This is a genomic window from Nostoc sphaeroides (genome assembly GCF_003443655.1).
GTDB classification, from domain to species: domain Bacteria; phylum Cyanobacteriota; class Cyanobacteriia; order Cyanobacteriales; family Nostocaceae; genus Nostoc; species Nostoc sphaeroides.
Genome location: NZ_CP031941.1, coordinates 1817398 through 1839311 on the forward strand (window position 1 = coordinate 1817398; position 21914 = coordinate 1839311).

General features: G+C 42.9%; 16 protein-coding genes and 2 pseudogenes. 10 read left to right on the forward strand and 8 right to left on the reverse strand.

Annotated elements, in window-relative coordinates:
- Window positions 1–23: 23 nt before the first annotated feature.
- The gene (locus D1367_RS08310) at window positions 24–3020 is read right to left on the reverse strand and encodes a zinc-dependent metalloprotease (RefSeq protein WP_118165603.1); all 2997 of its coding nucleotides are present in this window, start codon (window positions 3018–3020) and stop codon (window positions 24–26) included.
- A 1040-nt stretch (window positions 3021–4060) separates the two neighbouring features.
- Between D1367_RS08310 and D1367_RS33250 the strand changes: the two are divergent.
- Window positions 4061–4495: pseudogene (locus tag D1367_RS33250) on the forward strand (pentapeptide repeat-containing protein); the annotation flags it as partial.
- On the opposite strand, the gene D1367_RS33255 reads toward D1367_RS33250, so the two are convergent.
- Entirely contained in the window at window positions 4402–4704 is a 303-nt protein-coding gene (locus tag D1367_RS33255) for a pentapeptide repeat-containing protein (RefSeq protein WP_476739224.1), read from the reverse strand. The pseudogene D1367_RS33250 and the gene D1367_RS33255 overlap by 94 nt on opposite strands.
- Here D1367_RS33255 and D1367_RS33415 point away from each other — a divergent pair.
- The 6 genes and pseudogenes from D1367_RS33415 to D1367_RS08330 form a co-directional block, all read left to right on the forward strand.
- Window positions 4604–4837 (forward strand): annotated as a pseudogene (locus tag D1367_RS33415) (pentapeptide repeat-containing protein); the annotation flags it as partial. The gene D1367_RS33255 and the pseudogene D1367_RS33415 sit on opposite strands and share 101 nt — an antisense overlap.
- Before the next feature lie 30 nt (window positions 4838–4867).
- Window positions 4868–5323, forward strand: a complete 456-nt coding sequence (locus D1367_RS33265) for a pentapeptide repeat-containing protein (RefSeq protein ID WP_476739225.1) — start codon at window positions 4868–4870, stop codon at window positions 5321–5323.
- 10 nt (window positions 5324–5333) lie between these two features.
- Window positions 5334–5795: a hypothetical protein gene (locus D1367_RS30050; RefSeq protein WP_147337342.1), complete on the forward strand. Its 462-nt coding sequence runs from the start codon at window positions 5334–5336 to the stop codon at window positions 5793–5795.
- Between the two features lie 97 nt (window positions 5796–5892).
- Entirely contained in the window at window positions 5893–6963 is a 1071-nt protein-coding gene (locus tag D1367_RS08320) for an LOG family protein (RefSeq protein WP_118165605.1), read from the forward strand.
- 1000 nt (window positions 6964–7963) lie between these two features.
- On the forward strand, window positions 7964–9286 hold the full coding sequence (locus D1367_RS08325; RefSeq protein ID WP_118165607.1) for a D-alanyl-D-alanine carboxypeptidase: 1323 nt from the start codon (window positions 7964–7966) through the stop codon (window positions 9284–9286).
- Window positions 9287–9816: 530 nt separating this feature from the next.
- Window positions 9817–11031 carry an HhoA/HhoB/HtrA family serine endopeptidase gene (locus D1367_RS08330; RefSeq protein WP_118165609.1) on the forward strand — a complete coding sequence of 405 codons (1215 nt, stop codon included), beginning with the start codon at window positions 9817–9819 and terminating at the stop codon, window positions 11029–11031.
- 412 nt (window positions 11032–11443) lie between these two features.
- Here D1367_RS08330 and D1367_RS08335 read toward each other — a convergent pair whose 3' ends face one another.
- The 4 genes from D1367_RS08335 to D1367_RS08350 form a co-directional block, all read right to left on the reverse strand.
- Entirely contained in the window at window positions 11444–13192 is a 1749-nt protein-coding gene (locus D1367_RS08335) for an NAD+ synthase (protein ID WP_118165611.1), read from the reverse strand.
- Between the two features lie 123 nt (window positions 13193–13315).
- A complete protein-coding gene (locus D1367_RS08340; RefSeq protein ID WP_012411955.1) occupies window positions 13316–14062 on the reverse strand; it encodes an NUDIX hydrolase in 747 nt (248 codons plus the stop codon).
- Window positions 14023–14622, reverse strand: a complete 600-nt coding sequence (locus tag D1367_RS08345; protein ID WP_118165613.1) for a nicotinate-nucleotide adenylyltransferase — start codon at window positions 14620–14622, stop codon at window positions 14023–14025. Before D1367_RS08345 ends, D1367_RS08340 begins: the two co-directional genes overlap by 40 nt.
- Window positions 14623–14721: 99 nt before the next feature.
- Window positions 14722–16137, reverse strand: a complete 1416-nt coding sequence (locus D1367_RS08350; protein WP_118165615.1) for a nicotinate phosphoribosyltransferase — start codon at window positions 16135–16137, stop codon at window positions 14722–14724.
- Between the two features lie 683 nt (window positions 16138–16820).
- On the opposite strand from D1367_RS08350, the gene D1367_RS30620 reads away from it, so the two are divergent.
- Together D1367_RS30620 and D1367_RS08355 are read left to right on the forward strand one after the other, a co-directional pair.
- Complete coding sequence (locus D1367_RS30620) at window positions 16821–16973, forward strand: hypothetical protein (RefSeq protein ID WP_181985107.1); 153 nt, start codon at window positions 16821–16823, stop codon at window positions 16971–16973.
- An 857-nt stretch (window positions 16974–17830) separates the two neighbouring features.
- Entirely contained in the window at window positions 17831–18157 is a 327-nt protein-coding gene (locus D1367_RS08355; protein ID WP_118165618.1) for a hypothetical protein, read from the forward strand.
- Between the two features lie 443 nt (window positions 18158–18600).
- Here the strand turns inward: D1367_RS08355 and D1367_RS08360 are convergent, their stop codons facing one another.
- Entirely contained in the window at window positions 18601–19263 is a 663-nt protein-coding gene (locus tag D1367_RS08360; protein WP_118171224.1) for a PEP-CTERM sorting domain-containing protein, read from the reverse strand.
- 596 nt (window positions 19264–19859) lie between these two features.
- On the opposite strand from D1367_RS08360, the gene D1367_RS30055 reads away from it, so the two are divergent.
- Entirely contained in the window at window positions 19860–20066 is a 207-nt protein-coding gene (locus D1367_RS30055) for a hypothetical protein (protein ID WP_147337343.1), read from the forward strand.
- A gap of 207 nt (window positions 20067–20273) precedes the next feature.
- Here the strand turns inward: D1367_RS30055 and D1367_RS08365 are convergent, their stop codons facing one another.
- A complete protein-coding gene (locus D1367_RS08365) occupies window positions 20274–21791 on the reverse strand; it encodes a trehalase family glycosidase (protein ID WP_118165620.1) in 1518 nt (505 codons plus the stop codon).
- Window positions 21792–21914 lie beyond the last annotated feature (123 nt).

A 21914-nucleotide genomic window follows, 5' to 3' on the forward strand; every position in this document is an offset into this window, starting at 1 on the left:
TTGATCGCGTCTCTACAACTTTTTTAATTCGCTTGCAACGGCGCATTTAAGACTTTCTCTATGCGATCGCGTGTTTCTAATATGTGCGCTTTGGTGTATTCATCTTCGGAATTAACCCCCTTGAGTTTCTCATCAAGTTGTTTGAGTTTATACCACGCCAGAGTCCGGGCATCTTCTGGGACATATTCTTTTCGCAACACCATAGCCGTCAAAATGTCCAGGTATTGCCGTTGCAAGCCTCGCCGTAAACTAGCAATCTTCATTGGTTGACCTTTTGGTTTGATTACTTCTGTCCAGATATCTGATTGCAAAGTGTCAAATAATTCCGGCAGACTCAGTGCATTTCCTGACTTAGTTTTCAGTTCAATATCCTTGAGGCGAGAGAGGCGATCGCCTGAGAGTAAATCCCGCAACACAGAACCTTGCATGAACAACACCAAGTCATGAATTGGAAAATCCAAACGACCAACTTGCGGAGTACTACCCCAATGTCGCCAACGGGAAGGTGCTAATTTATTCAATAGTTCTGGTGAAAAGCTGAAGGCATCTTCTGCAAATACATACTTTTGCAGTGTTTCTAAAGCCTGTCGTTGTTCTTCAACTGGGACTGGTTCAAATGGTAATCGGCGTTGGCTAACTCCAGAGGGTATTTCGCTGGGGTGGATGCGATAGAAAGACTGTCCGCCAATGTATTTTGTGGTGTAATATATTTGCTGAAAATAGTTACCCAATACTGTGCTAAAACGTTCGCTCACATCGCTGTAACTATCACCAGCCATTGGGTAACGCTTATCGAGACGTTCCCACATCACCCGCGAATTATTCAATTGCCACTGAGAATAAAGCAGGACATCGCCACTGTTATCCCAAGCATCAGAAGTTGGGTCAAGGTCATACATGTCTTCATCTGTGGAATAACTCAACTCTGGCTTATAAGATTGTGCAGCAATTTCTTCTAAAATTGGCTTTTCTGCGATCGGAGTTGATGTTTGAATTGGTACGTAGCCATACTTAATCGCCCAGTCGTCATAAGGCCCCACCATAGTGGGAAAATAATCTCCCTGCTTTGTCCCTTGAGGGGCAATATTGGGCGGAATATAATCCATCACCGAAGTTGTCAAACCTTTAGTTTTGGTAATTTCCGTATTATTCATCTCGTCGGGTGGTAACAGTGTACTACCACGGAAGTTATGGCGTAAACCAAGAGTATGTCCAACTTCGTGAGCGATAATTAAACGTAAATATTGATTGATATATTCTTTCACCTGGTCTGGAGTGGCCATAGTATCTGGAAGCAGTGACATTGCCAGCGAACCAAAGGCAAACTGGTTAGCAGCTTCCATGCCATAGCATAAATCGTACTCACCTGCCATTTTCGATAAACGATTTAACAACTCCTGTTGTGTTTGCGTTTGCTGGGGCTTACCATTATCTTTCGCATCTAAACCATTGGTGCAAAGTAGACGATTTTGCATCAAAGCTGATAGAGTAGTGCGATTTTCAGTTTGGCTAGGTTGGACGATTTTGCGATACTCACTCTTAAGTGCCCGCACAAAGCTAGCATCGACGAGAATATCTGCATCCAAAATTTCCCCAGTCAATGGGTTAACACGAGATGGCCCCATTGCAAAATAACCATCGACTGTGTTGATCCAGCGAATCGTGTTGTAACGAATATCTGCTGGATCCCATGTGGCATCATCCGGCATTTGACGGACTTCAATTGCATCCTTGAATCCAGCATTTAGAAAGGCTTTGTTCCACATTAAAACGCCTTCTTTGATAGGATCGCGGTACTCTAAGGGCACAGCGTTATCAATCCAAAAGACAATCGGTTTTTTGGGACGAGAAATTGCTGCTTTCGGGTCTTGTTTTTCCAAATTCCAGCGATTGATGTAGCGGACAAAAGAATCGCCGCGATCGTCTTTCGATAAATCTTGGTAGGCGGTGATGAAATAACCGATGCGCTCGTCAGCAAGGCGCGGGCGATAATCTTTATCAGGTAGTTGGGAGAGACTGTAGTGGACGCGCAAGGTATAACCACGGTTATCAGCTAACGAGGCAAAGCTTGCCACTTCACTGTCACGATCACCGCTACCGGAGAAATTTAAAACTGACTCAATTTCTAAGTTTTGGGGAAAAGCTTTGGCAGTCCCAAAATAAGATTGGTCTGTGGTTGCTGGAACTCCTAAACTTGCAGATAATCCACCTAAATCTGTCAGTAGCAAATCTCCTAAGTCGATAAGAAGAGTTTTGCGTTCTGGATGAATACTTTTAAGGGAAATGCTGTAGAGAACAGAATCACTAAAAGACCGGGCTAGCGATCGCACCTGCGGATCTCCCTCACGAGTGCGAAAATTAACATTGCGAATCACAAAGTTTAATTTATCATCTACTCGCTGGAAATAAAACAAAAAATCTTGCAGAGGCATACCACTGTAAATTCCTCGTTCACCAATGCCCGATTCCAGGGTTGCCGTAGCTAGATAATTTTTATTGAGTTGCTCTGGCTTAATTTCTAAATAAATTTTATTCTTTTCTTTATTACGATATAGGGTGAACAATCCCCCTGACTTTTGGGTGTCTTTGATGACTTCATCAAATGGCTCTAACTCATCCTTTGTTGTTGGTGTTTTGCTAGGTTTAGGCTTTTCTGCTGGTTTTGCAACTTGCAAAAATGGTTGCTGTCCTGCTTTTTTCAGGTCTTTTACTACCCAAATAAACGGTTGAGGCTGTGCGTGTTTATTTTGATTAACCACCCAAACTTGCCCTGACGCTAGCCTCTTTTCTTGGGGAATATTAATATTCTTGGGTGATAAAGCTGAAGAAGTTTCTGTCATTAACTGACTATTGGATTTTTCTCCACTTCTGGCTGTTACTACGGCTTCTCCAACCCGCACACCCTTCTGGTTCACTGACAATGTATCAATGTTAACAGACGTTGACTTGGCGCTAGCCGTTGCTATTCCTAAAAACAAACCATGTAACAAAATCATATAAAAAGTTAAACTGTTCTTCATCCCCTGTATCTCCGATAGTCATTCCGTGGTTAATTTTTAACTTTTGCAAAGCTATGTAGCCTGCTTTTTGTCGATTTTCTCAGATGCTTTAGATCAAGCAGCCAACTTTAGACTTCAATTTCAGTTGCGATTTTTGGGCAATGTTCACACTGTTGTACAGCAGAATTTTTCCTAACAATTGCAACTCTCACAAACAGTAAGTATTATTTTTACATAAGACTAGTAAATATCCTGGGAAAAAAGTATCACAGATTAGCCAAAGGCGGAAAATTACTTGATTTTTTAAAGATTTTTTCTGATGACACTTTGTTTACATCAGGAGAAGGAACTTGAGATTACTACAGGTTAGCGAGAAGCCGCCCTCCAGGAACACCGTTGGTTTAACCCATCGGAGATATCGCCAACGCATGATATTTTTCGTGTAGTATTTATTGATACTATTAATTTTTGGCAATGGCAAGCAAACTACCATAGAAAAAATTTTAATTCCGAATTATCAAAACAGTAATTTAAATGTAACAACGGACACAGAAATGTCAACATATTTATCTCAAGTTTGGCAACTGCTGAGAAATTATGTGAGGGATATAAGGTTAGAAGAGATGCCAAAGACCACATCTGTGAAAACCGAAGTAGTTTTACCTCTAGGAAAAAGTATTAAAGAACCATATAAAAGCGTTAAATTGGGTCAAGATAATTTACAGGAAGATTTATGGTTTCAAAGACTGCAAGAAAGCTTAGAAAAATGGGCAATACCAAAGGGCGGTTTGACTTCTAAGATAGGTAATCAGACATCAGGAACACTACCTTCTGGGTTTTCCTTTAGAGTGTGCGATCGCCAGATGCATGAAGAGATTTATGATCTACTGGGCAATGGGGCGCTGAAACCAGAAATAGTTAACCAACTAATGGAATTGGTTGTGACTAGTCAAAAAATTCGCTCACAACTACTTTTTTGGCGGCTAGAAGATTTTTATCATCGCTGGTGTCAGGGAGAATTTATCGATGGGACACCAGATGATAACCTACCTCAGAAAACAATGTTAAACTTAGCGGCGCAAAATATTGCGATCGGGCTGAGACAGGTTGATATATATACAGGGCTAAACGTACTAATTTTACTGTTAGAGTTGCACCGCTACGCCCAAGAGCGAGATGAACTCAAACAAAAAATCACCTTCTATCCATCTGCTCAACCAGATACAGACAATTTTTTCACATCCCAACTGCTGCGGATCATCAACTATAGCGATGCTCTGGAAATTGGCAATTTTAGCAGTATAGTCGGGCAATTTCTTAGAGGCGGTAACTTTAAAGGTGCTTACCTGGGCGATGCCAACCTGACTGGGGCAGACTTTAGGGGTGCAAACCTAAGCCTTGCTTATCTCGGCGATGCCAACTTAACTGGCGTAAACTTCAGTGGTGCCAACCTTAGCGGTGCCAACCTCGGCGATGCCAACCTCAGTGGTGCAAACCTCAGTGGTGCAAACCTCAGTGGTGCTGATCTTGGCAGCACCAACCTTAGTGGTGCAAACCTTAGCTGTGCAAACCTTAGCCGCGCCGACCTCAATCGCGCCGACCTTAGCAGCACCAACCTCAACCGTGCGGACTTGAACCGTGCCGACCTCAACCGTGCCGACCTCAGCAGCAGCAACTTTAGCCATGCCGACCTCAGTAACGCCATCCTTTTCGGTGCGAATTTGAGTGAAGCCAACCTCCGCAGCGCCAACCTTAACCATGCCGACCTTTGTCGTGCTGACCTCAGTGGTGCTGATTTGAGCCACGCCATCCTCAACGGTGCTAACCTTAGTGACACAATTCTTTTCAGTACCAACCTTAGTGATGCCATCCTCATCGCCGCTGACCTCAGCTATGCCAAACTTAACGGTGCCAAGCTTAACAACGCCAGACTCAACGGTGCAATGTTCTTAGGCGCAGACCTCAGTGGTGTAGACCTGAGTCGGGTAATCCTCAACGAAGCCGACCTCAGTGGGGTGATTCTCAGCGAAGCCGACCTTAGTGGTGCCGACCTCACCGACGCGATCCTTTTCGGTACAGACTTCAGCTATGCCAACCTTAAGAGTGCTAACCTCAGTGGCAGTAACCTCAGTGGTGCTATCCTCAATGGTGCGGATCTCAGCCATAGTGATCTAAGTTACGCCATACTTGGAGGTGCTGACCTCAGCGACGCCAATATGGAAAAAATCACCTGGGGTAAAAAGCAGCAGTGGGAAGATGTGCGGGGATTAGAGACAGCAGTGAATGTGCCGGAGGCGTTGAAGGAAGAACTGGGATTGAAGTAAAAGCCAAGCTTTGCACACTACCTTTCGAGTTCTGAACACCACCTTCCGAGTTCTGAACACCAACTTTCGAGTTCCGAACACCACCTTCCGAGTTCTGAACACCAACTTTCGAGTTCCGAACACCACCTTCCGAGTTCCGAACACCACCTTCCGAGTTCCGAACACCACCTTCCGAGTTCTGAACACTAACTTTCGAGTTCCGAACACCATCTTCCGAGTTCTGAACACCATCTTCCGAGTTCCAATTTCAAAAGATGGGAATCTCAGCTTGAGTAATGACCAATATTACCTCAAAGCCCGTTTTAAATACACTCGTAGGGGCACGGCACTGCCGTGCCCCTACACCCCGCGATATAATGTTGTACCGCATCTAAATGGGAACCGCTATAATACCAATTTACAAAATCCTGATACATATAGATTTATCGTAGGGGCATGGCAATGCCATGCCCCTACAGCAGCGTATTATTAAAGTGAAATGGTATAACTGTACATCAGAAGCGTATATCCTGCTTGCTACAGTGTGAGTAGTTCACGTAAAATATAGTGCCATTGTTGCGGCAGTTCTCATGACCTCATCTGCGTCGTTTGACACATTAGAGTCTTTACAGGCGGATATCGCTGAATTAATCGCTCGTTTACCGACATTAAAAAATCGGCAATTTATTCAGCAAGCACTTGCTACTATCGTTCGTCTAGCTGATACCGAAATTGAGCGTCTTGATTGGAAAATATTGTCGGCTGCATTAGCAGATATGGAGCGCGGTTTCCAGCTTTTCTATGATTACCGACACGTTCGCAAAGTTACCATCTTCGGTTCTGCTCGTCTAGCACCAGATACACCAGAGTACCAAATGGCCCTTGAGTTTGCTCGCGCTGTTTCTCAATTAGGATTTATGGTGATGACCGGCGGTGGCGGTGGAATCATGCAGGCGGGTCATGAAGGGGCTGGGCGAGAAAATTCCTTTGGATTAAATATTCAGTTACCCTTTGAGCAAGAAGCGAACCCGTTTATAGAAGGTGATCCCAAGCTGATTCACTTCAAATATTTCTTTACCCGCAAGCTGTTTCTCCTCAAAGAAAGTGATGCTGTAGCCTTGTTTCCGGGAGGCTTTGGCACTCAAGATGAAGCTTTTGAATGTATGACATTAAGCCAGACTGGTAAATTTGGCCCAGTACCTTTAGTTTTAATTGACCACCCTGGCGGTGATTACTGGCGCTCTTGGAGCGAATATATTGATAAGCAACTCGTACAAAATGGTCTTGTCAGTCCTGAAGACCCCAGTCTTTACACAGTGACAGACAACTTGGATGTGGCTTGTGATGCCATTACTCGTTTTTACCAGGTTTATCACTCCTGCCGATATGTAAGCAATAAGTTAGTCATCCGTCTGAAGACAGATATATCAGATGCTCAGGTAGAGCAACTCAATGCTAATTTCAGCGACATTATTATTCAAGGACGGATTGAAAAAAGTCAGGCATTACCTCAAGAAGCACAAGATGAAACTGTTGAACTACCCCGCCTCGTTTTATACTTCAATCAACGCGACTTGGGACGCTTGTATCAGATGATTGCCACAATTAACCAGATGGGTAATCCTTCACCAGAGGTTGTAGCGCATCCAGAAAGAAAGTAGGTATTAACTAATTCGTAATTCGTAATTTGTAATTACGTTCGCGGACTTATTCTCTTTGAGACGCTAAGAGCGAACGCGCTGCGCTAACGTAATTTTCGGGTTTGGGTTCCGTACTAAATTCTAAAATTGTTGGTCTATAATTAGTCGGGGTATGAATCCTTAACTAATTAATTTACGAATTACGAATTATCTTTTTCTGAATTATTTTGATGAGTGCGATCGCTTCATACCTGACCATATAGCGGTTCCCATTCAGATGCGGTACAAGCATTACATCGCAAGGTGTAGGGGCACGGCAGTGCCGTGCCCTTACGGGTATACCTCACGTAAAGGAAAACCGCTATAAACTTTTCTCATAACTAATTCATATCATTGCCTCAGCTAGAGATTTTTTATGAAGAAGGGGAAGGGGGAAAGGTAAAAACCTCGCCCCTTGTGGGCAAAATAATCCAAATTTTATGGGGAAGGTAAAAACCTCGCCCCTTGTGGGCGACCTGTTCATCCCTTTAACCTTTTCCCTTTTATTCCCATGCGGCTATCTTCATGAGCAATGGGCATTTTGGCATTGTCCAAGGAGCCGCGAAAACAATAAGTAGTCGGACAAAAATATTTACAGTCATTGCGAGCGTTCGCGTTAGCGTCTCGAAGAGAAGCGAAGCAATCCCAGCCCTTGCGATTGCTTCATTCCGCTTCGCTCCATTCGCAATGACATTGTGTAATTAATTCTGTCTGACTACTTATGATTCACCCTACTTACAAATGAGAAAACAGCAGTTATTATCACTCAATGCTGATTCTTGTAAAAAAGCTTGTATATTAGCACAGTAAGGGACTTCCAAGTAAAAAAATATTCCATTGCTATTGTTCACTGTTGACCGTTGACGGTTCACGAGTTTTCAGTCAACAGTCAACAGTCAACAGTCAACGACTTGAATGTGGAATAATTTATTTTTTGGAGTTCCCTAAACACTGTGTCACATCTTAAACAGAGGGATAAAACATGCTGGAATTATTGGGTTCAGGTTTGGTGTCGCTCTGGCTAGAGATGGCCGGGGTACAAATCAAACCTCTAGATGCCTTAGATGCTTTGACTTGGCAAAGTAGCCCTGGCTTAGTTCTTGCCCCCGATCCCAGTCCAACTGGGGCTACTACGGTGCAGGAATATCTGAAACAGCTAGTAGCATCGAAACTGATAGCGCAAAATCTGGGTCAGAGTCAGGGAATTTGGATGCAGTCGGGGCCGATGCTGATGGCAAATCACCAAGGTACAACACCTCTGCCAGCTGCTTCTTTAACCAAAATTGCTACTTCATTAGTTGCTTTGAAAACTTGGGGGCCAGACTACCAATTTGATACTTTAGTCAGTGCCACTGGCCCGGTGGTAAATGGGGTTGTGCAAGGCGATTTGGTGATTACTGGTGGTGGCGATCCGATGTTTGTTTGGGAAGAAGCGATCGCTCTTGGTAATACTCTCAATAAAATGGGCATCAAGCAGGTAAAGGGAAATTTGATCGTTAATGGCCGTTTTGCCATGAATTTCCAACGTCAGCCGATGCTAGCGGGTTTGATGCTCAAGCAAACACTAAATCGTGCGACTTGGGGCCGCCCCGCTATTTATACACACTCAATCATGCCCAAGGGAACGCCCAAGCCTCAAGTTGTCATTGCTGGTGCGGTGAAATTTGAGGCGCAACCAAACCCAGGACAAACTTTGTTACTGCGTCATCGCTCATTGCCCTTGAAACAACTAATCAAGGAAATGAATGTTTACAGTAACAACGATATGGCAGAGATGCTGGCAGACTCAGTGGGAGGAGCAATTGTAGTGCAATCAACTGCTGCTAATCTTGCGAGAGTGCCACAAGTGGAAATTCAGTTAATCAATGGTTCTGGATTAGGGCCAGAAAATCGCATTTCTCCCAGAGCTGCTTGTGCCATGTTGATGGCTATTCAAGGTGAGGCATCTGCCCATCAACTGAATCTAGCTGACTTGTTCCCCATGTCTGGATTTGATCACCGGGGGACACTACACTCCAGACACATTCCCCTTGCTACTGTGATTAAAACTGGCACTCTCCGCGATGTTAGTGCTTTGGCAGGAGTGATGCCCACACGCGATCGCGGTTTGGTTTGGTTTGCTATTATCAACCGAGGGACAAATGTCTGGGGTTTGCGAACTGGACAAGACCAACTTTTACAAAAGGTTGTAAAACAATTACAACAACCTCCAACTGTTCCTGTTGCCCTCACACCCCACTCAGCCATCAACTCTTTACCCCAGCTAGGCGCAGACAGTCGGAATGAAATTTTATACAAAAGTTAACACCTGACTAATTTTCATTAGCCAGGTGTCTATTTACTTTACAAGTAAGTTGGTAAAAAATCTTGAGATTATTTTGTAGTCAGGACTTTAGTCCTCTTATGAGGGCTGAAGCCTTCACTACAAACCTTGAATTATTCACGCTGCTCTTTTAATTACGAATTATTTCATTGCCTTCCAGTTTTGTCCAAAACCCAAAATTTTTATTAATGGGTAAAAACCGAACTTGTAAATGGGAAATGTCCATGATAGCTTTTGGGTTAAATTTTCTATTAAGTTGATTACAGGGGGAACTCCAAAAAATAAATTATTCCACATTCAAGTCGTTGACTGTTGACTGAAAACTCGTGAACCCTCAACGGTCAACAGTGAACAATAGCAATGGAATATTTTTTTACTTGGAAGTCCCAGGTAACTCGCAAAATGCCTTAACCCCAGTCTGGGAAAGAGCAGGCGAAACCTAAAGTAAAAATAACTGTAAATAGATTTGTCACGACTGAGCAACAATTAGTCTTATAGATTAGGTTGTGATTATGCGATTTTTCAAATTACCCAGGTCTTTACGTCAACTCAGTACTCATGTTTTAGCGATCGCGCTAGGAGTTTTGCTAACGGTTAGCACATTGCAAGTGTTACCATCCCAAGCCGAACCAGCACCGACAGTAACTGTTGAAACTTCAAAACTCATTGCCCAACGACAATTACCAGCGACTGGTGCGATCGGTAGCAGTAGCTTTGTCACAGCAGCAGTCAATCGTGTTGGTTCAGCAGTTGTCCGTATTGATACTGAGCGGACAATTACTCGTCGGGTTGATCCATTTATGGAAGACCCCTTTTTCCGGCGGTTTTTTGGTGACGGTTTCTCTCAACAGATGCCTCCTGAGCAGCAGTTACGCGGTTTAGGCTCAGGTTTCATTCTTGACAAGAGCGGGTTAGTTTTGACTAATGCTCATGTGGTTGATAAGGCTGATAAAGTAACAGTCCGACTCAAAGATGGCCGCACCTTTGAAGGGAAAGTTCAAGGTATTGATGAAGTTACAGATTTGGCAGTAGTCAAGATTAACGCTGGTAACGATTTACCAGTCGCGCCCTTGGGTTCTTCTAGTAATGTGCAAGTAGGAGACTGGGCGATCGCAGTTGGTAATCCTTTGGGATTTGATAACACCGTTACCTTGGGAATTGTCAGTACCCTCAAACGTTCTAGCGCCCAAGTCGGTATTAGTGACAAACGCTTGGATTTCATTCAGACAGACGCTGCTATTAACCCTGGTAACTCTGGCGGGCCGCTATTGAATGGCCAAGGTGAAGTGATTGGCATTAACACAGCCATTCGTCCTGACGCGATGGGTATTGGGTTTGCCATTCCTATCGATAAAGCTAAAGCGATCGCAGCGCAACTACAACGTGATGGCAAAGTTGCTCACCCCTATTTGGGCGTGCAAATGCTAACTTTGACACCCGATCTTGCCAAGCAAAATAACACCGATCCTAACTCTCCGATTCAGATACCAGAAATTAATGGTGTTTTTGTGATGCGAGTTGTCCCCAATTCTCCAGCAGCATCTGCCGGTATCCGACGCGGGGATGTAATTCTGCAAGTTGATGGTAAAGCTATTACCAGTGCTGAACAATTGCAAAACGTTGTAGAAGACAGTCGGCTTGGTCAAGTATTACAGGTGAAAGTGCAACGAGGTAATCAAACACAGCAGCTTTCAATCCGCACAGCCGAGTTGCAAAATGCTTCGTAGAGGGACAATATAGCCGATTTTAATTGTGTGTAATAGTAGGGGCACAGCAATGCTCATTGGTGTCAACTTAAGCAAAAAGGAAGCATAAGATGTAATCTAAGAACATCAACTCCGATGTTCTTAGATTACATCATGAGTAGAAAACGTCCTTTTGCTACTTGGATTTTTTATGTATTAAGTAAGTCGGTGAGAATAAATCAAACTAGATTAAGTAATGTAAAAAATATTGAGATTAGTTCGTAGTGAGCGGCTCCAGCCCTCATAAGAGGACTAAAGTCCTCTTATGAGGGCTGCGCGTAGCTTGCTTCCCCGCAGGGGTACACTACAAACCTCTTCATTATTCACGCCGCTCTACTTAGACCTGATTTCTACAGAGATGGTCTTTCATAGTTCCATTCGAGAACCGCTATAATTACTTTATTTGCGGATGGGCATCTTGTCCATCCCAACAGACTAGGGTAGGTGTAGATACAGTTTTAGTCTGGTAGGCGTTTTTGACACCAACCCAGTTACTAGCAATTGGCATTCGCCAACCAGTTCCAAAGGCGCGATCGGTGATTTTTAAACCGGGGGGTGCTTGTCGCCGTTTAAATTCAGCCCGCGCTACCATTTGGATTACTCGGTCTACAATTAACGGATCGTGACCTGCTGCAACAATTTGTGCTGCTGATTGGTGATTGTGAATCAGGCGTTGCAAAATATCGTCCAAAATTTCGTAAGGCGGTAGAGAGTCTTGATCAACTTGACCTGGTTTGAGTTCGGCGCTGGGTGGTTTAGTCAAGACGTTTTGTGGGATGATTTGATTATTGCGATTTAACCATTGACAAAGTGAATACACACGGGTTTTAGGAACATCTGCAATCACTGCTAACCCGCCATTCATATCGCCGTAGAGAGTACAGTAACCAACAGCCATTTCTGATTTATTACCGGTAGATAAAAGCAGATAGCCAAATTTATTAGCGATCGCCATTAATAAATTACCGCGAATCCGAGATTGGATATTCTCTTCTGCCAGTCCAAACTCAGTACCCGCAAATAAATCGCCTAATGTTTGATCGAAGCCTTGCATTAACTCCCCAATTGGTAAAAGATGAGTCTTAATCCCCAAATTTTCGGCTAATGCCACAGCATCACTGATAGAATGCTCAGAACTGTAAGGGGAAGGCATGAGAACACCAAGGACATTTTCTTTACCAAGTGCAGCAGTTGCGATCGCAGCTACTATTGCAGAGTCAATCCCGCCACTTAAACCCAACACTACTTTAGAAAAGCGACACTTACGAGCATAATCTCGTACTCCTAAAACCAACGCTTGCCAAATTTCTTCATCTTCCGATTCATAGACAGGTGCTACAGAACCTAATTGAAAATCCCGTTGCGCTTCGTCAAATTCAACTACTACTAAATCAGTATCAAAGCCACGGGCGCGACACATAGCTTCACCTTGACAATTCAAGGCAAAACTCCGTCCATCAAAAATTAGGTCATCATTTCCGCCAACCTGATTAGCATAAATCATCGGTTGTTGAAAACGTATTGCACTATGTCTGAGCATTGTTTCTCGAAACTGCTGCTTGCCGGCAGTGTAGGGGGAAGCAGATAAATTTACAATTAAATCTACACCCAAAATTGCTAAGTCAGCAATCGGATTTACTGCATAACTACGTTTACCCCAGAATTCCTCATCGTTCCATAAATCTTCGCAAATAGTTACGCCAATATGGATATTATCTAAAGTGAAATAATTGGCTTCTAAGCCTGGTTCAAAATAGCGACGTTCGTCAAATACATCGTAAGTAGGCAAAAGCCGTTTGTGAAAAACTTGCTTAACCTTGCCATCTTCTAGCAAAGCCATGCTGTTAAATAAGGTTTTACCACCACTAATATGTGCTTTGATATTCTGTTCAACAGTTCCTACTAACACAGCTAAATTTGGTGGTAAATCCTGGGCCAAATTTTGTAAAGTGATGCCCATCGCTTCCACAAAACTAGGATTTAGTAATAAATCTCTTGGTGGATAGCCACATAAAGAAAGTTCTGGTGTCAACAACAAACGCGCCCCGCTAGATGCTGCGCATTGTGCCGCCTCTAAGATTTTTTGGGCATTTAAAAGCAAATCACCAATTGTCGGATTAATTTGAGCGATCGCAATCTTCATTTTTGGTTAGTTAGGAGTTAGAAGTTAGGAGTTAGGAGTTAGGAGTTAGGAGTTATTATTCTCCCTCATCTCCCGGTTGGTGAGCGAAGTCGAACCACATCTCCCTCATCCCAGAACGGTTCATTAAATAAACACCAAAGGTTTATCTTTTAAGGGAGCAAAAGCTTCCGCGTCAAACTTATACAAACTAGCTGGACGGCCAGCACCCCGTGATACCTTAATTCCGGTATCGCATAAAAAACCTAACTTGAGTAGACGCGCCCGAAAATTAGAATAATCGGAAAAATTGTCACCTAAAACTGTGGCGTATAACTGATATAAATCATTCAAGGTGAACATTTCTGGCAAGACTTCAAAAGCCACCGGACTATACTCTAATTTATTTCGTAATCGCCTGTGCCCATAAGCCAAAATTTCATTATGGTCAAAAGCTAATTGTGGCACTTGTTTTACCGGATACCAAGCTATGCCAGTCATGCGATCGGCAATTAATTCGGCTTCTTCAAATCGCACTAGGGCAAAGTAACTAACTGATAAATAACGCACACCATAACTATCAGTTGCTTCCCGTGGATCGCGATTTGGGCCGCCAAATGTATAGAGTTGTTCTAAATAGAGATTGTTGACCTTAATTTTCTCCGCCATAATGCGATAGGCGGCATCTTCTAAAGACTCTCCTGGACGTACCAAAGTACCGGGAAGACTCCAATGATTTAGAAATGGTTCTTGCTGTCGCATTACTAGTAGAACTAACAGCCGATTTTGTACAGTATCTACAGAAAAAATTACATTATCAACACCAACCTTGAAATCGGCTAAAGGTTGTTGGTTTAACGGAGTTGGTATCTTTTTTTGTGAACGTCCTGGCATTCGTACAAATGCTCTCGATTAATATAGGCAACTACAGGGGCTGTGAGGGCTTGAGAATCTCCATGTTCGCGGTACGCTGTTGAGGAAACATCTAGACCGGTCAGACTAGCGATCGCAATCTTCCCTCCCAGCTTTTGCACTACCTCTGAACTAGATTCATCTATTGCATATCCCGGTCGCGGTACAATCAGTAGTTGCACTTCCTGTAACAAATCTTCAATGCGATACCAACGTGGTAGCTGACTCAGTAAATCTGAACCAATGATCATCGTTAATTCAGCATCCTCACCCCAAATAAGCTTCGCTTTTTCAACTGTTTCCAGCGTTCTGAAGCTACTCAATTCTTGTTCCAAAGCAATATTGTGCCGTGGTGCGTCTATATTCGCAATCAACAGTTGCAGCATTGCCGCCCGATGTTCTAAGGGTGTTTGATGAGACTTAAATGGATTATCTGCTGCCCAAACCGCTACCCAATCATAACGCTCAGACAACCAACTCAGAATTTTTTGATGTCCCGCAGTTGGTGGATCGGCACTAGTTCCAAACAAAGCAACTCTCATAATAATTCGTAATTCGTAATACTTCGGCTCCCTTCGACTGCGCTCAGGGCGAGTCGCTCAGTACAAGTTCGTAATTAAGACAGACTGAAAGAGTACTTCTTACCTCTGTGTTCTCTGTGCCTCTGCGGTTCGTTTCTTAGTCTCCTCCGTCAACACCCGTAACCCCTCAGAAATCTCCACTTCTACAGCCACCGGATGATCCAAACGCCGTGTCTGTTGTGGCAAACTAGCAACTGATGCGGCGGTACGCTGGCGAATTGTTGCCAACGATTCTAACGGCTGTATACGTTCACCTTCCTGCACTACCAACTGCAACAAAGGTTCTTCTTCCAAAGCAATTTCACCTAAAAGTCCCAACCTGTCTGCTTTTACCTTCCCTCCCGAAAACGAGCGAAAAATCTGCTTGCGCCCTGGATAAGTAACTTTACCACTAGACTGCTTCATCACTGGGATACCATCAATGTCTACAAGTTTATAAACTCCATTTACCGGCGAACCTGTAACTAGTCGCGTTCCCAGTCCATAACCATCAATTTCAGCCCCAGCAGCTTTTAATTTGGCAATTTCCCACTCATCCAAGTCGCCACTGACAAAAATTGGCACACCTGGGAGGAGCGATCGCACCTGTTTTGATAAGGTAACTAAATCTCCTGAATCCAATCTCACTCCTGTTAATTGCATTTCCCCGGAATTTACTTTTTCGGCCAAGCGTTCAGCAGCAGCAATGGTATCGTAAGTATCTATCAGCAATGGCGCACCCGGAAAATATCGATGAAATGCACTAAAAGCTTGTTCTTCAGTGCCTTCTATTGCTGACAACGCCATCACCAGGGCGTGTGCCATCGTACCACTAGGCTTTTGTCCCAGTTGTAGCGCTGCTAACACATTAGAAGTGGAATCTAAACCACCTGCCAACGCCGCCCGCGCTGCCCACAAAGACCCTTGGGGACTAAATGCTCGTCTTGTGCCAAATTCTAAAAGTGTTGCTGATTCTCCCGCTATATCCCGTAACCGTGCGGCTTTTGTAGCAATCAAAGTCTGGTAATTAATCGTATTCAGCAGGTAAGTTTCTACTAGTTGCGCTTGCCAAAGTGGTGCTTCCACTCGCAATAGTGGTTGATTGGCAAAGACGGCTGTCCCTTCTGGTACTGCCCAAACATCACCCGTAAACTTTCCGTCAGCTAAAAGTGACCAAAAGCGATCGCCTGCTTGAGCAAAAATTCCTGTTGCCTGTAATGCCGCAATTTGCGCCAAACTAAAGCGGAATTTGGCTAAATATTCCAATGCCTGCGTCAGCCCCATTGCAATTAAATAACCAAAACCCTCTGGCAATCGCCTAACAGTTAACTCAAAGCTTGCCCGTCGTTGTTCTATACCTTCGCCAGTGTAACAAGCTGCCATTGTTAACTGGTAAAGGTCGGTCAGCAAGCTGTAATCATCCGCAGAGAGGTTTAGTTCCTGGTTCTGCTGGCTTTGCTGTTTATATAGATAGTCCAAATAAGGCATTGTTGTCATGCAAGAGCTTCCTTACAAGATGCTTCTGCAATTTATGGTAATATTTACCATAAATAATGTCAACTATCGGCAAGTATATTTTCTGAGATTGCCGTATAACAGTAGATTTATAGGCAAGTTAATACTAACTTCATAAAATACTTAATGTTTTTTAATAGTAAAATAGCAATTTTTGTTTGTATGCAATACATTTTGACCTCTCTCCTAAAAGGAGAGAGGCTTTGAATCTTACTCCCCAACGCTACAAGGGTTGGGGCTGGGGGTTAGGTTTGTATTCAATACTGCGTAGGTTTTGGCAAGAGACGCGATAAATCGCCGTCTCAAGAGACGCGATAAATCGCCGTCTTTACAATAATCAGTTCTTTGTCTTGACGGCAATTTATCGCGTCTTTGTGATGTAATTATTTTAATTGGACAGGTGGCTAATGAAAGAAAATAATATCCTGGTAAGGCAAGTTTGTTTACCGGCCTCTTTTCCAGACTGGGGTTGAAAAAATGGCTAAGTTACAATTAGAATTAATGATAAAAGTTTGGCTTCTTGAGAAATTAAAGTATTGCGAAGTTATCTGAATAAACATTGCGTATAATCTCAATATATTGAGAATTAGAGCCAGCGAAGAATATCAGCATTAAAGTATAGGTATCACAATTAATGGCGACTCAAAAATAAGGAGTCAAATATTATGGCTATTTCCAATATCATTGCGAAGATAACCCAGTATATTTCTGAAGCTGCAATGCGGATTTTTGGGCCTAATGATGATGCTTATCCTGTTAGTGGCGTACAACCTTTTACAGGTGAGCCTTATGATAAGCATAAAGATGAGAATAATTAGGTGCTGAATATAAAAATCCTTGCTGATAGTAGCGGGAGCATCTTGCTCCCATATTGTAGTAGCGGGCAAGACTTCGGCGTGAGCGCTCAGTCGAACGCTGCCCGCACTACTTATTTATCGATGTTTTATATCTCTGGAAACAGAAAAATAAGATGCTGACCTTCAATCTTTTTAAAAGCTGGAGAAACAAGGTTTTAAATATTCTCTATTCAGAGTAATAAAATAGTGTCATATAGCAATCCTATTTGATTTGTGAAAATCGCAAGACTCAGATCCCCGACTTCTTCGAGAAGGCGGGGATCTCGTTGTTTACTAATGATTAATTAGGACTATAGTTGCAATTAAAAATATGAATTTTATTAACTTGACTTATCAGTGAGAAAATATTAACATAATCTGGTTATGAATTTCAGAGGATGTTTGTAAAGTCTAATTTATTGCTCGCCTGGGCGATTAGAAATCGCGGCTACACAGACTTGTGTTGAGCGGAGTCGAAATACAAAACCTGCCTCCGCAGGTTAACAAACTCTTGATTTTGCATTAGTCCACGACGGCGGTCACTGAGCTTGTCGAAGTGTGGAGTAATGTTGTGTAGTAGCGAACTAGATTCGCCCAATACTTTTAAAACATCCTCTGATAATATTTACTTGTTTTTCATCAGCATTTTAATCTGAAAAAGTAAATGTTCTAGCAACTCTCTCAGGCTAGTTTAGTAGTTTGGCAGGATGCGTTTTTTACTTTTCAGATATGCTTTCATTTGGCTTGATTTAGTTAAATAAAACTACTTTGGGTCTAGAATTAGACATTTATTTTGTCAATTCTAGACATTTAATCACATAGCAAAGGACTGAAAGTTTATGAATGGGAAACTTTTCAAGTATTTGGGTTTACCTTGTGCTTTAGTTATGCTGGGTAATACACCATCTCTGGCTGACACTGCATCTGGTACAATTAGGGAATATCATCTAAATAGTCAAGTACAAGGAAGGGGTGTATGTCTTCAAATGAACCCTACATTACCAACTGTTGGTGGTTGGCTATGTTTGTGGAAAGATAATCCTTTGTACGAAGAAATTACAGATATACTTCGTGAGGGTTATTCGGCAAGAAAAACCTGTGCGGTTACTTGGACTGCTTATCGCGGCGGTCTGGCAGATATTGATTGGGTAAGCTGCTACAATTAAGCGTTTCCACAGTTGGAACCAAATAGACATCTGGTGAAAAACAAAAAAGACCCCTCTCCAAACCTCTCCCCGAAGCGGAGAGAGGCTTTAAAATCCCCCTTCACGACGCTCTAAGGGGGGAAAATTCAAAGTCTCTCTCCTTTTAGGAGAGAGATTTAGAGAGAGGTTTTCCAGATAGCGTGAATAGTCAGAGCAATTTTAAGTTGATAAACTACTCAAAGCGATCGCACCTCATATCATGTCCGCTTAAAAACTTATAATGTAGGTTGGGTTGAGGAACGAAACCCAACATTGAGATTCTTATTAATGTTGGGTTTCACTACCGTTCAACCAACCTACATTCTGTAGAGCGTGGCATAGCGACGCCCGCATTTTGCATTTTGTGCCACTTGCGTAAGTTATGTTAACAACAGAGTCATTTTAAGTAGCTCAATTTTCTGAATTTAAGCTTTCTCGATTTGTTTATCTTTCTTGGAATAACGAGTTTTTAGGAAAGCTCCGAAACCGACACATAAGGCTATACCTCCCATAGTTGAAGGTTCTGGAATAGGAGTGACACTCACATTATCTATGTATGCGCCGAAAGAATCGGAAAGCTCATCCAAATTATCAAATTTCAAAGTCGTTATTTCACTTGTGGCAGCTACATCATATACATATTTTGTCCAAACATTGTCAGAATTTTGGACTCCATTTGCAACAAGATTAGCAACAGTATTACCTCCCCAAAAAACATTTAATCTATTGTCTTGTACCCCTGTACGCGGTGAAAAAGCAAACTCTAGTTTGTATGTTTGACCAACTGTGGTAGCTAGGTTTTGAAAGATGCCACTAACAGCATTACCGTCTAACTCAGCAAATTGATTCCCCTCATATGGACTGCCAGCAATATTGTTCTGCACTTCAATACCAGCGTTTGGAGCAGAATCAGGTGTTAAACTCCAGCCAGGAATAGGATTTTGAATTGTAAAGCTACCAGGTGCTATTACGGGCTGTTCAAATCCACCATTCGTAACTATACTTACGGCAATAGCAGGTTTGGTTGCTAAAGTTAAGGGTAAAGCAGCCAAAACTGCTCCAATATATAAAGATCGAAGCTTTCTCATGAGTTTCTAGGTTGTTGTTATTTTCGATTTTTGACCGTTAATATGAAACAGGAACTGAGAATATTAAAACTACTTGTTATGCTAAGTAAATAATCAAGATTTTTAGTACTTTAATATAATTACTATTCATAACAAGTAATCTTGGATACAAGTATTTCAGTAATTTAAGCAATTCACAATATTTAGTTACAATATTTAACTAAAAGTTTTCAATAAAAATATGTTTAGTTTATCTTTTTTCAAAAAAAAATATACTTGACAATTTTTTATTAAAAAAATCAATTAAAATCCTCAAATTCTTACTGTGCCATACAAAAAAGCTGTACTAAATAACCTATGTGCCAGTTGCGTAAGTCCTGGACATTTCCTTCTGCCTCCTGCCTTATTTCTTAAGAGTTCGATGAACCTCTCCCTCCCAGCCTCCCTCTGGGAAACGGAGAGGAAGGAGCAATGAAAAATTAAGCTTTTTGCTCCCCTCTGGGCGTCGGAGAGGGGCTGGGGGAGAGGTCAAATAAGACTCAATACTGCGTAGGTTTTGGCAAAAAAATAAAAAATGTGTAGGTTGGGTTGCAATACGGTTCGGTTAGGGTTTTTTGATGAAAATTCTAAATCACAAAGACGCGATAAATCGCCGTCAAGACAAAGGATTAATTATTGTAGAGACGGCGATTTATCGCGTCTTTTGGCTTAACCGAACCGTATTGGGTTGGGTTGAGGAACGAAACCCAATATTTTGCCGGGTTTGTTGGGTAACGCTAAAGCTCAACCCAACCTACAAATATTCAAAACCTACGCAGTATTGAAATAAGACTTGTCGAACTCACGTTTAAACCTCATCTAAGTTGAGAACCGTAGTTTTTGCCCTCACCCTAAATCCCTCTCCCATATCTGGGAGAGGGACTTTGAAATTCTGGCTCCCCTTCTCCCAAACCTGGGGGATAGGTTGGGGGATGAGGGCAAATCCTTTTTATCACCGAAGAACTACAGGTTTCAAGATAGACGCGGTTTACTTAAACTTTTTTCCCACCGCCTGCTAAGAGTTCTAGAATCACTCCATTTGTCCAGCCGAAACCAACTTCGTTAGAACTATATCCAAAAGAGATTTCGTCGGAAACGTTGGCAGAACAGCGTTCAACATCATATTTCTCAACTAGGGTATTGTGACGCTCGAATTCTTTAATTACCATAGTCAGGAACTTGTTGGCAATACGATCGCCTTCTGTATGAAACCCATAACGGTGAAGTCCCTGGACGGCAATGAATGTCAATGGTGCCCAACCGAAGGGAGCATCCCACTGGTTACCGGTGATATGAGTACTGGTCAAAATTCCGCCTGGGGCTTCAAACACAGAGAGATTTTCCACGACGCGCTGGGCTTGGGCTGGAGAAGAAATTCCTAGCCATAGGGGATAAAATGTGGTAGCAAATTCGTAGCGGCGGTGTTTTCCACTCTGGAAGTGATAGTCGAAATAGAGTCCTCGTTCTTCATCCCAAAGAAATTGATCGATGCGATCGCGGCGGATATCTGCACGATCGCGCCATTGTTGTTCTATTTGTTCGTTCCCCAAAATATTGTTAATGTTCGCCATATCTTGTTCTACCTGATACAGCAAAGTGTTGAGGCACACAGGAGCGTAGTGGAGGATATCAGCACTGAAGGGGCCAAATCGGTTGGTGATATCAAAACCGGACTCGCGCATGGTGCGATCGCCCTTATAAAATAGGTTAGTTAATTCGTCATTTTCCCGGTTGTAGTAAAGATTGACATCATAATCTTCAACCTCAAAGCTTTGGTAATATTCCCTGACGCGATCGTAGTGGCTTTTTCCCTCCTCGTCGCGCTCGGAGAACACAACTTCTGGCGCTGGGCCTTCCCCAAAGGCATAAAATCTGGATAAGCCGGTTCCGGGATTCAAATGGGGCGGTACTACCCAGTAATAGTAAAATTGCTCTAAAAGCGGTACGGTTGTCCTCAACCACTCTTCATCCTGGGTGTGCTGGAATAATGCCAAAACCATCATGCTGAGGACTGGAGGCTGCGATCGCGACAGCATATAAGTCCGGTTGGCATTGAGGATAGTGCCGTAATGCTTCACCTGGTACAATAATTGGTCTACCTGGCTTTGCGCTAGCTCCAATTCTCCATCGTGCAAAAGTCCCAGTAATATAAAGTAGCTGTCCCAGCCATACATTTCGTTAAAGCGGCCACCTGGGACGACATAAGGCCCTGGTAGGTATAGTAAGCCATGCTGTTTAATCGCTTCGACTTCTGAGGGCAAAGTGCGAATTTCGATTGCTTGCATATCTTTGGAAGATAGCGATCGCTCTAACACTGTCTGAATGTTGGGACAATCTTCTAAGGGGGAAATGTAGACGATCCAGGGAGTGCCGGTTTTGTGATCTAGTTTGGTATCTTTGGCAGATTGTAATAAGTGTTCGTGCGATCGCGTTAAGGTTTTCCAGGTTTTTTTGATGTGCGATCGCACGGTGTCTATCTGCGTGGCGGTAAGTACTGGGGAAGTGATCATAATTTAATTTGACGGGGTGTGAGGAGGTTGGAGGAATTTTTTTTAACGCATAGGAGCGCAAAGGAAATCGCAAAGGTACGCAGAGATTTTACGGCATTTCTCTGCGTGAGATAGATTTATGGT

Bases quoted from the DNA above. Each gene is read 5' to 3' on its own strand.
- D1367_RS08310 (WP_118165603.1), bottom strand. From the start codon at position 3,020: ATGAAGAACAGTTTAACTTTTTATATGATTTTGTTACATGGTTTGTTT.
- D1367_RS33255 (WP_476739224.1), bottom strand. From the start codon at position 4,704: ATGGCGTTACTGAGGTCGGCATGGCTAAAGTTGCTGCTGCTGAGGTCG.
- D1367_RS08320 (WP_118165605.1), top strand. From the start codon at position 5,893: ATGACCTCATCTGCGTCGTTTGACACATTAGAGTCTTTACAGGCGGAT.
- D1367_RS08325 (WP_118165607.1), top strand. From the start codon at position 7,964: ATGCTGGAATTATTGGGTTCAGGTTTGGTGTCGCTCTGGCTAGAGATG.
- D1367_RS08330 (WP_118165609.1), top strand. From the start codon at position 9,817: ATGCGATTTTTCAAATTACCCAGGTCTTTACGTCAACTCAGTACTCAT.
- D1367_RS08335 (WP_118165611.1), bottom strand. From the start codon at position 13,192: ATGAAGATTGCGATCGCTCAAATTAATCCGACAATTGGTGATTTGCTT.
- D1367_RS08340 (WP_012411955.1), bottom strand. From the start codon at position 14,062: ATGCCAGGACGTTCACAAAAAAAGATACCAACTCCGTTAAACCAACAA.
- D1367_RS08345 (WP_118165613.1), bottom strand. From the start codon at position 14,622: ATGAGAGTTGCTTTGTTTGGAACTAGTGCCGATCCACCAACTGCGGGA.
- D1367_RS08350 (WP_118165615.1), bottom strand. From the start codon at position 16,137: ATGACAACAATGCCTTATTTGGACTATCTATATAAACAGCAAAGCCAG.
- D1367_RS30620 (WP_181985107.1), top strand. From the start codon at position 16,821: ATGGCTATTTCCAATATCATTGCGAAGATAACCCAGTATATTTCTGAA.
- D1367_RS08355 (WP_118165618.1), top strand. From the start codon at position 17,831: ATGAATGGGAAACTTTTCAAGTATTTGGGTTTACCTTGTGCTTTAGTT.
- D1367_RS08360 (WP_118171224.1), bottom strand. From the start codon at position 19,263: ATGAGAAAGCTTCGATCTTTATATATTGGAGCAGTTTTGGCTGCTTTA.
- D1367_RS30055 (WP_147337343.1), top strand. From the start codon at position 19,860: ATGAAAATTCTAAATCACAAAGACGCGATAAATCGCCGTCAAGACAAA.
- D1367_RS08365 (WP_118165620.1), bottom strand. From the start codon at position 21,791: ATGATCACTTCCCCAGTACTTACCGCCACGCAGATAGACACCGTGCGA.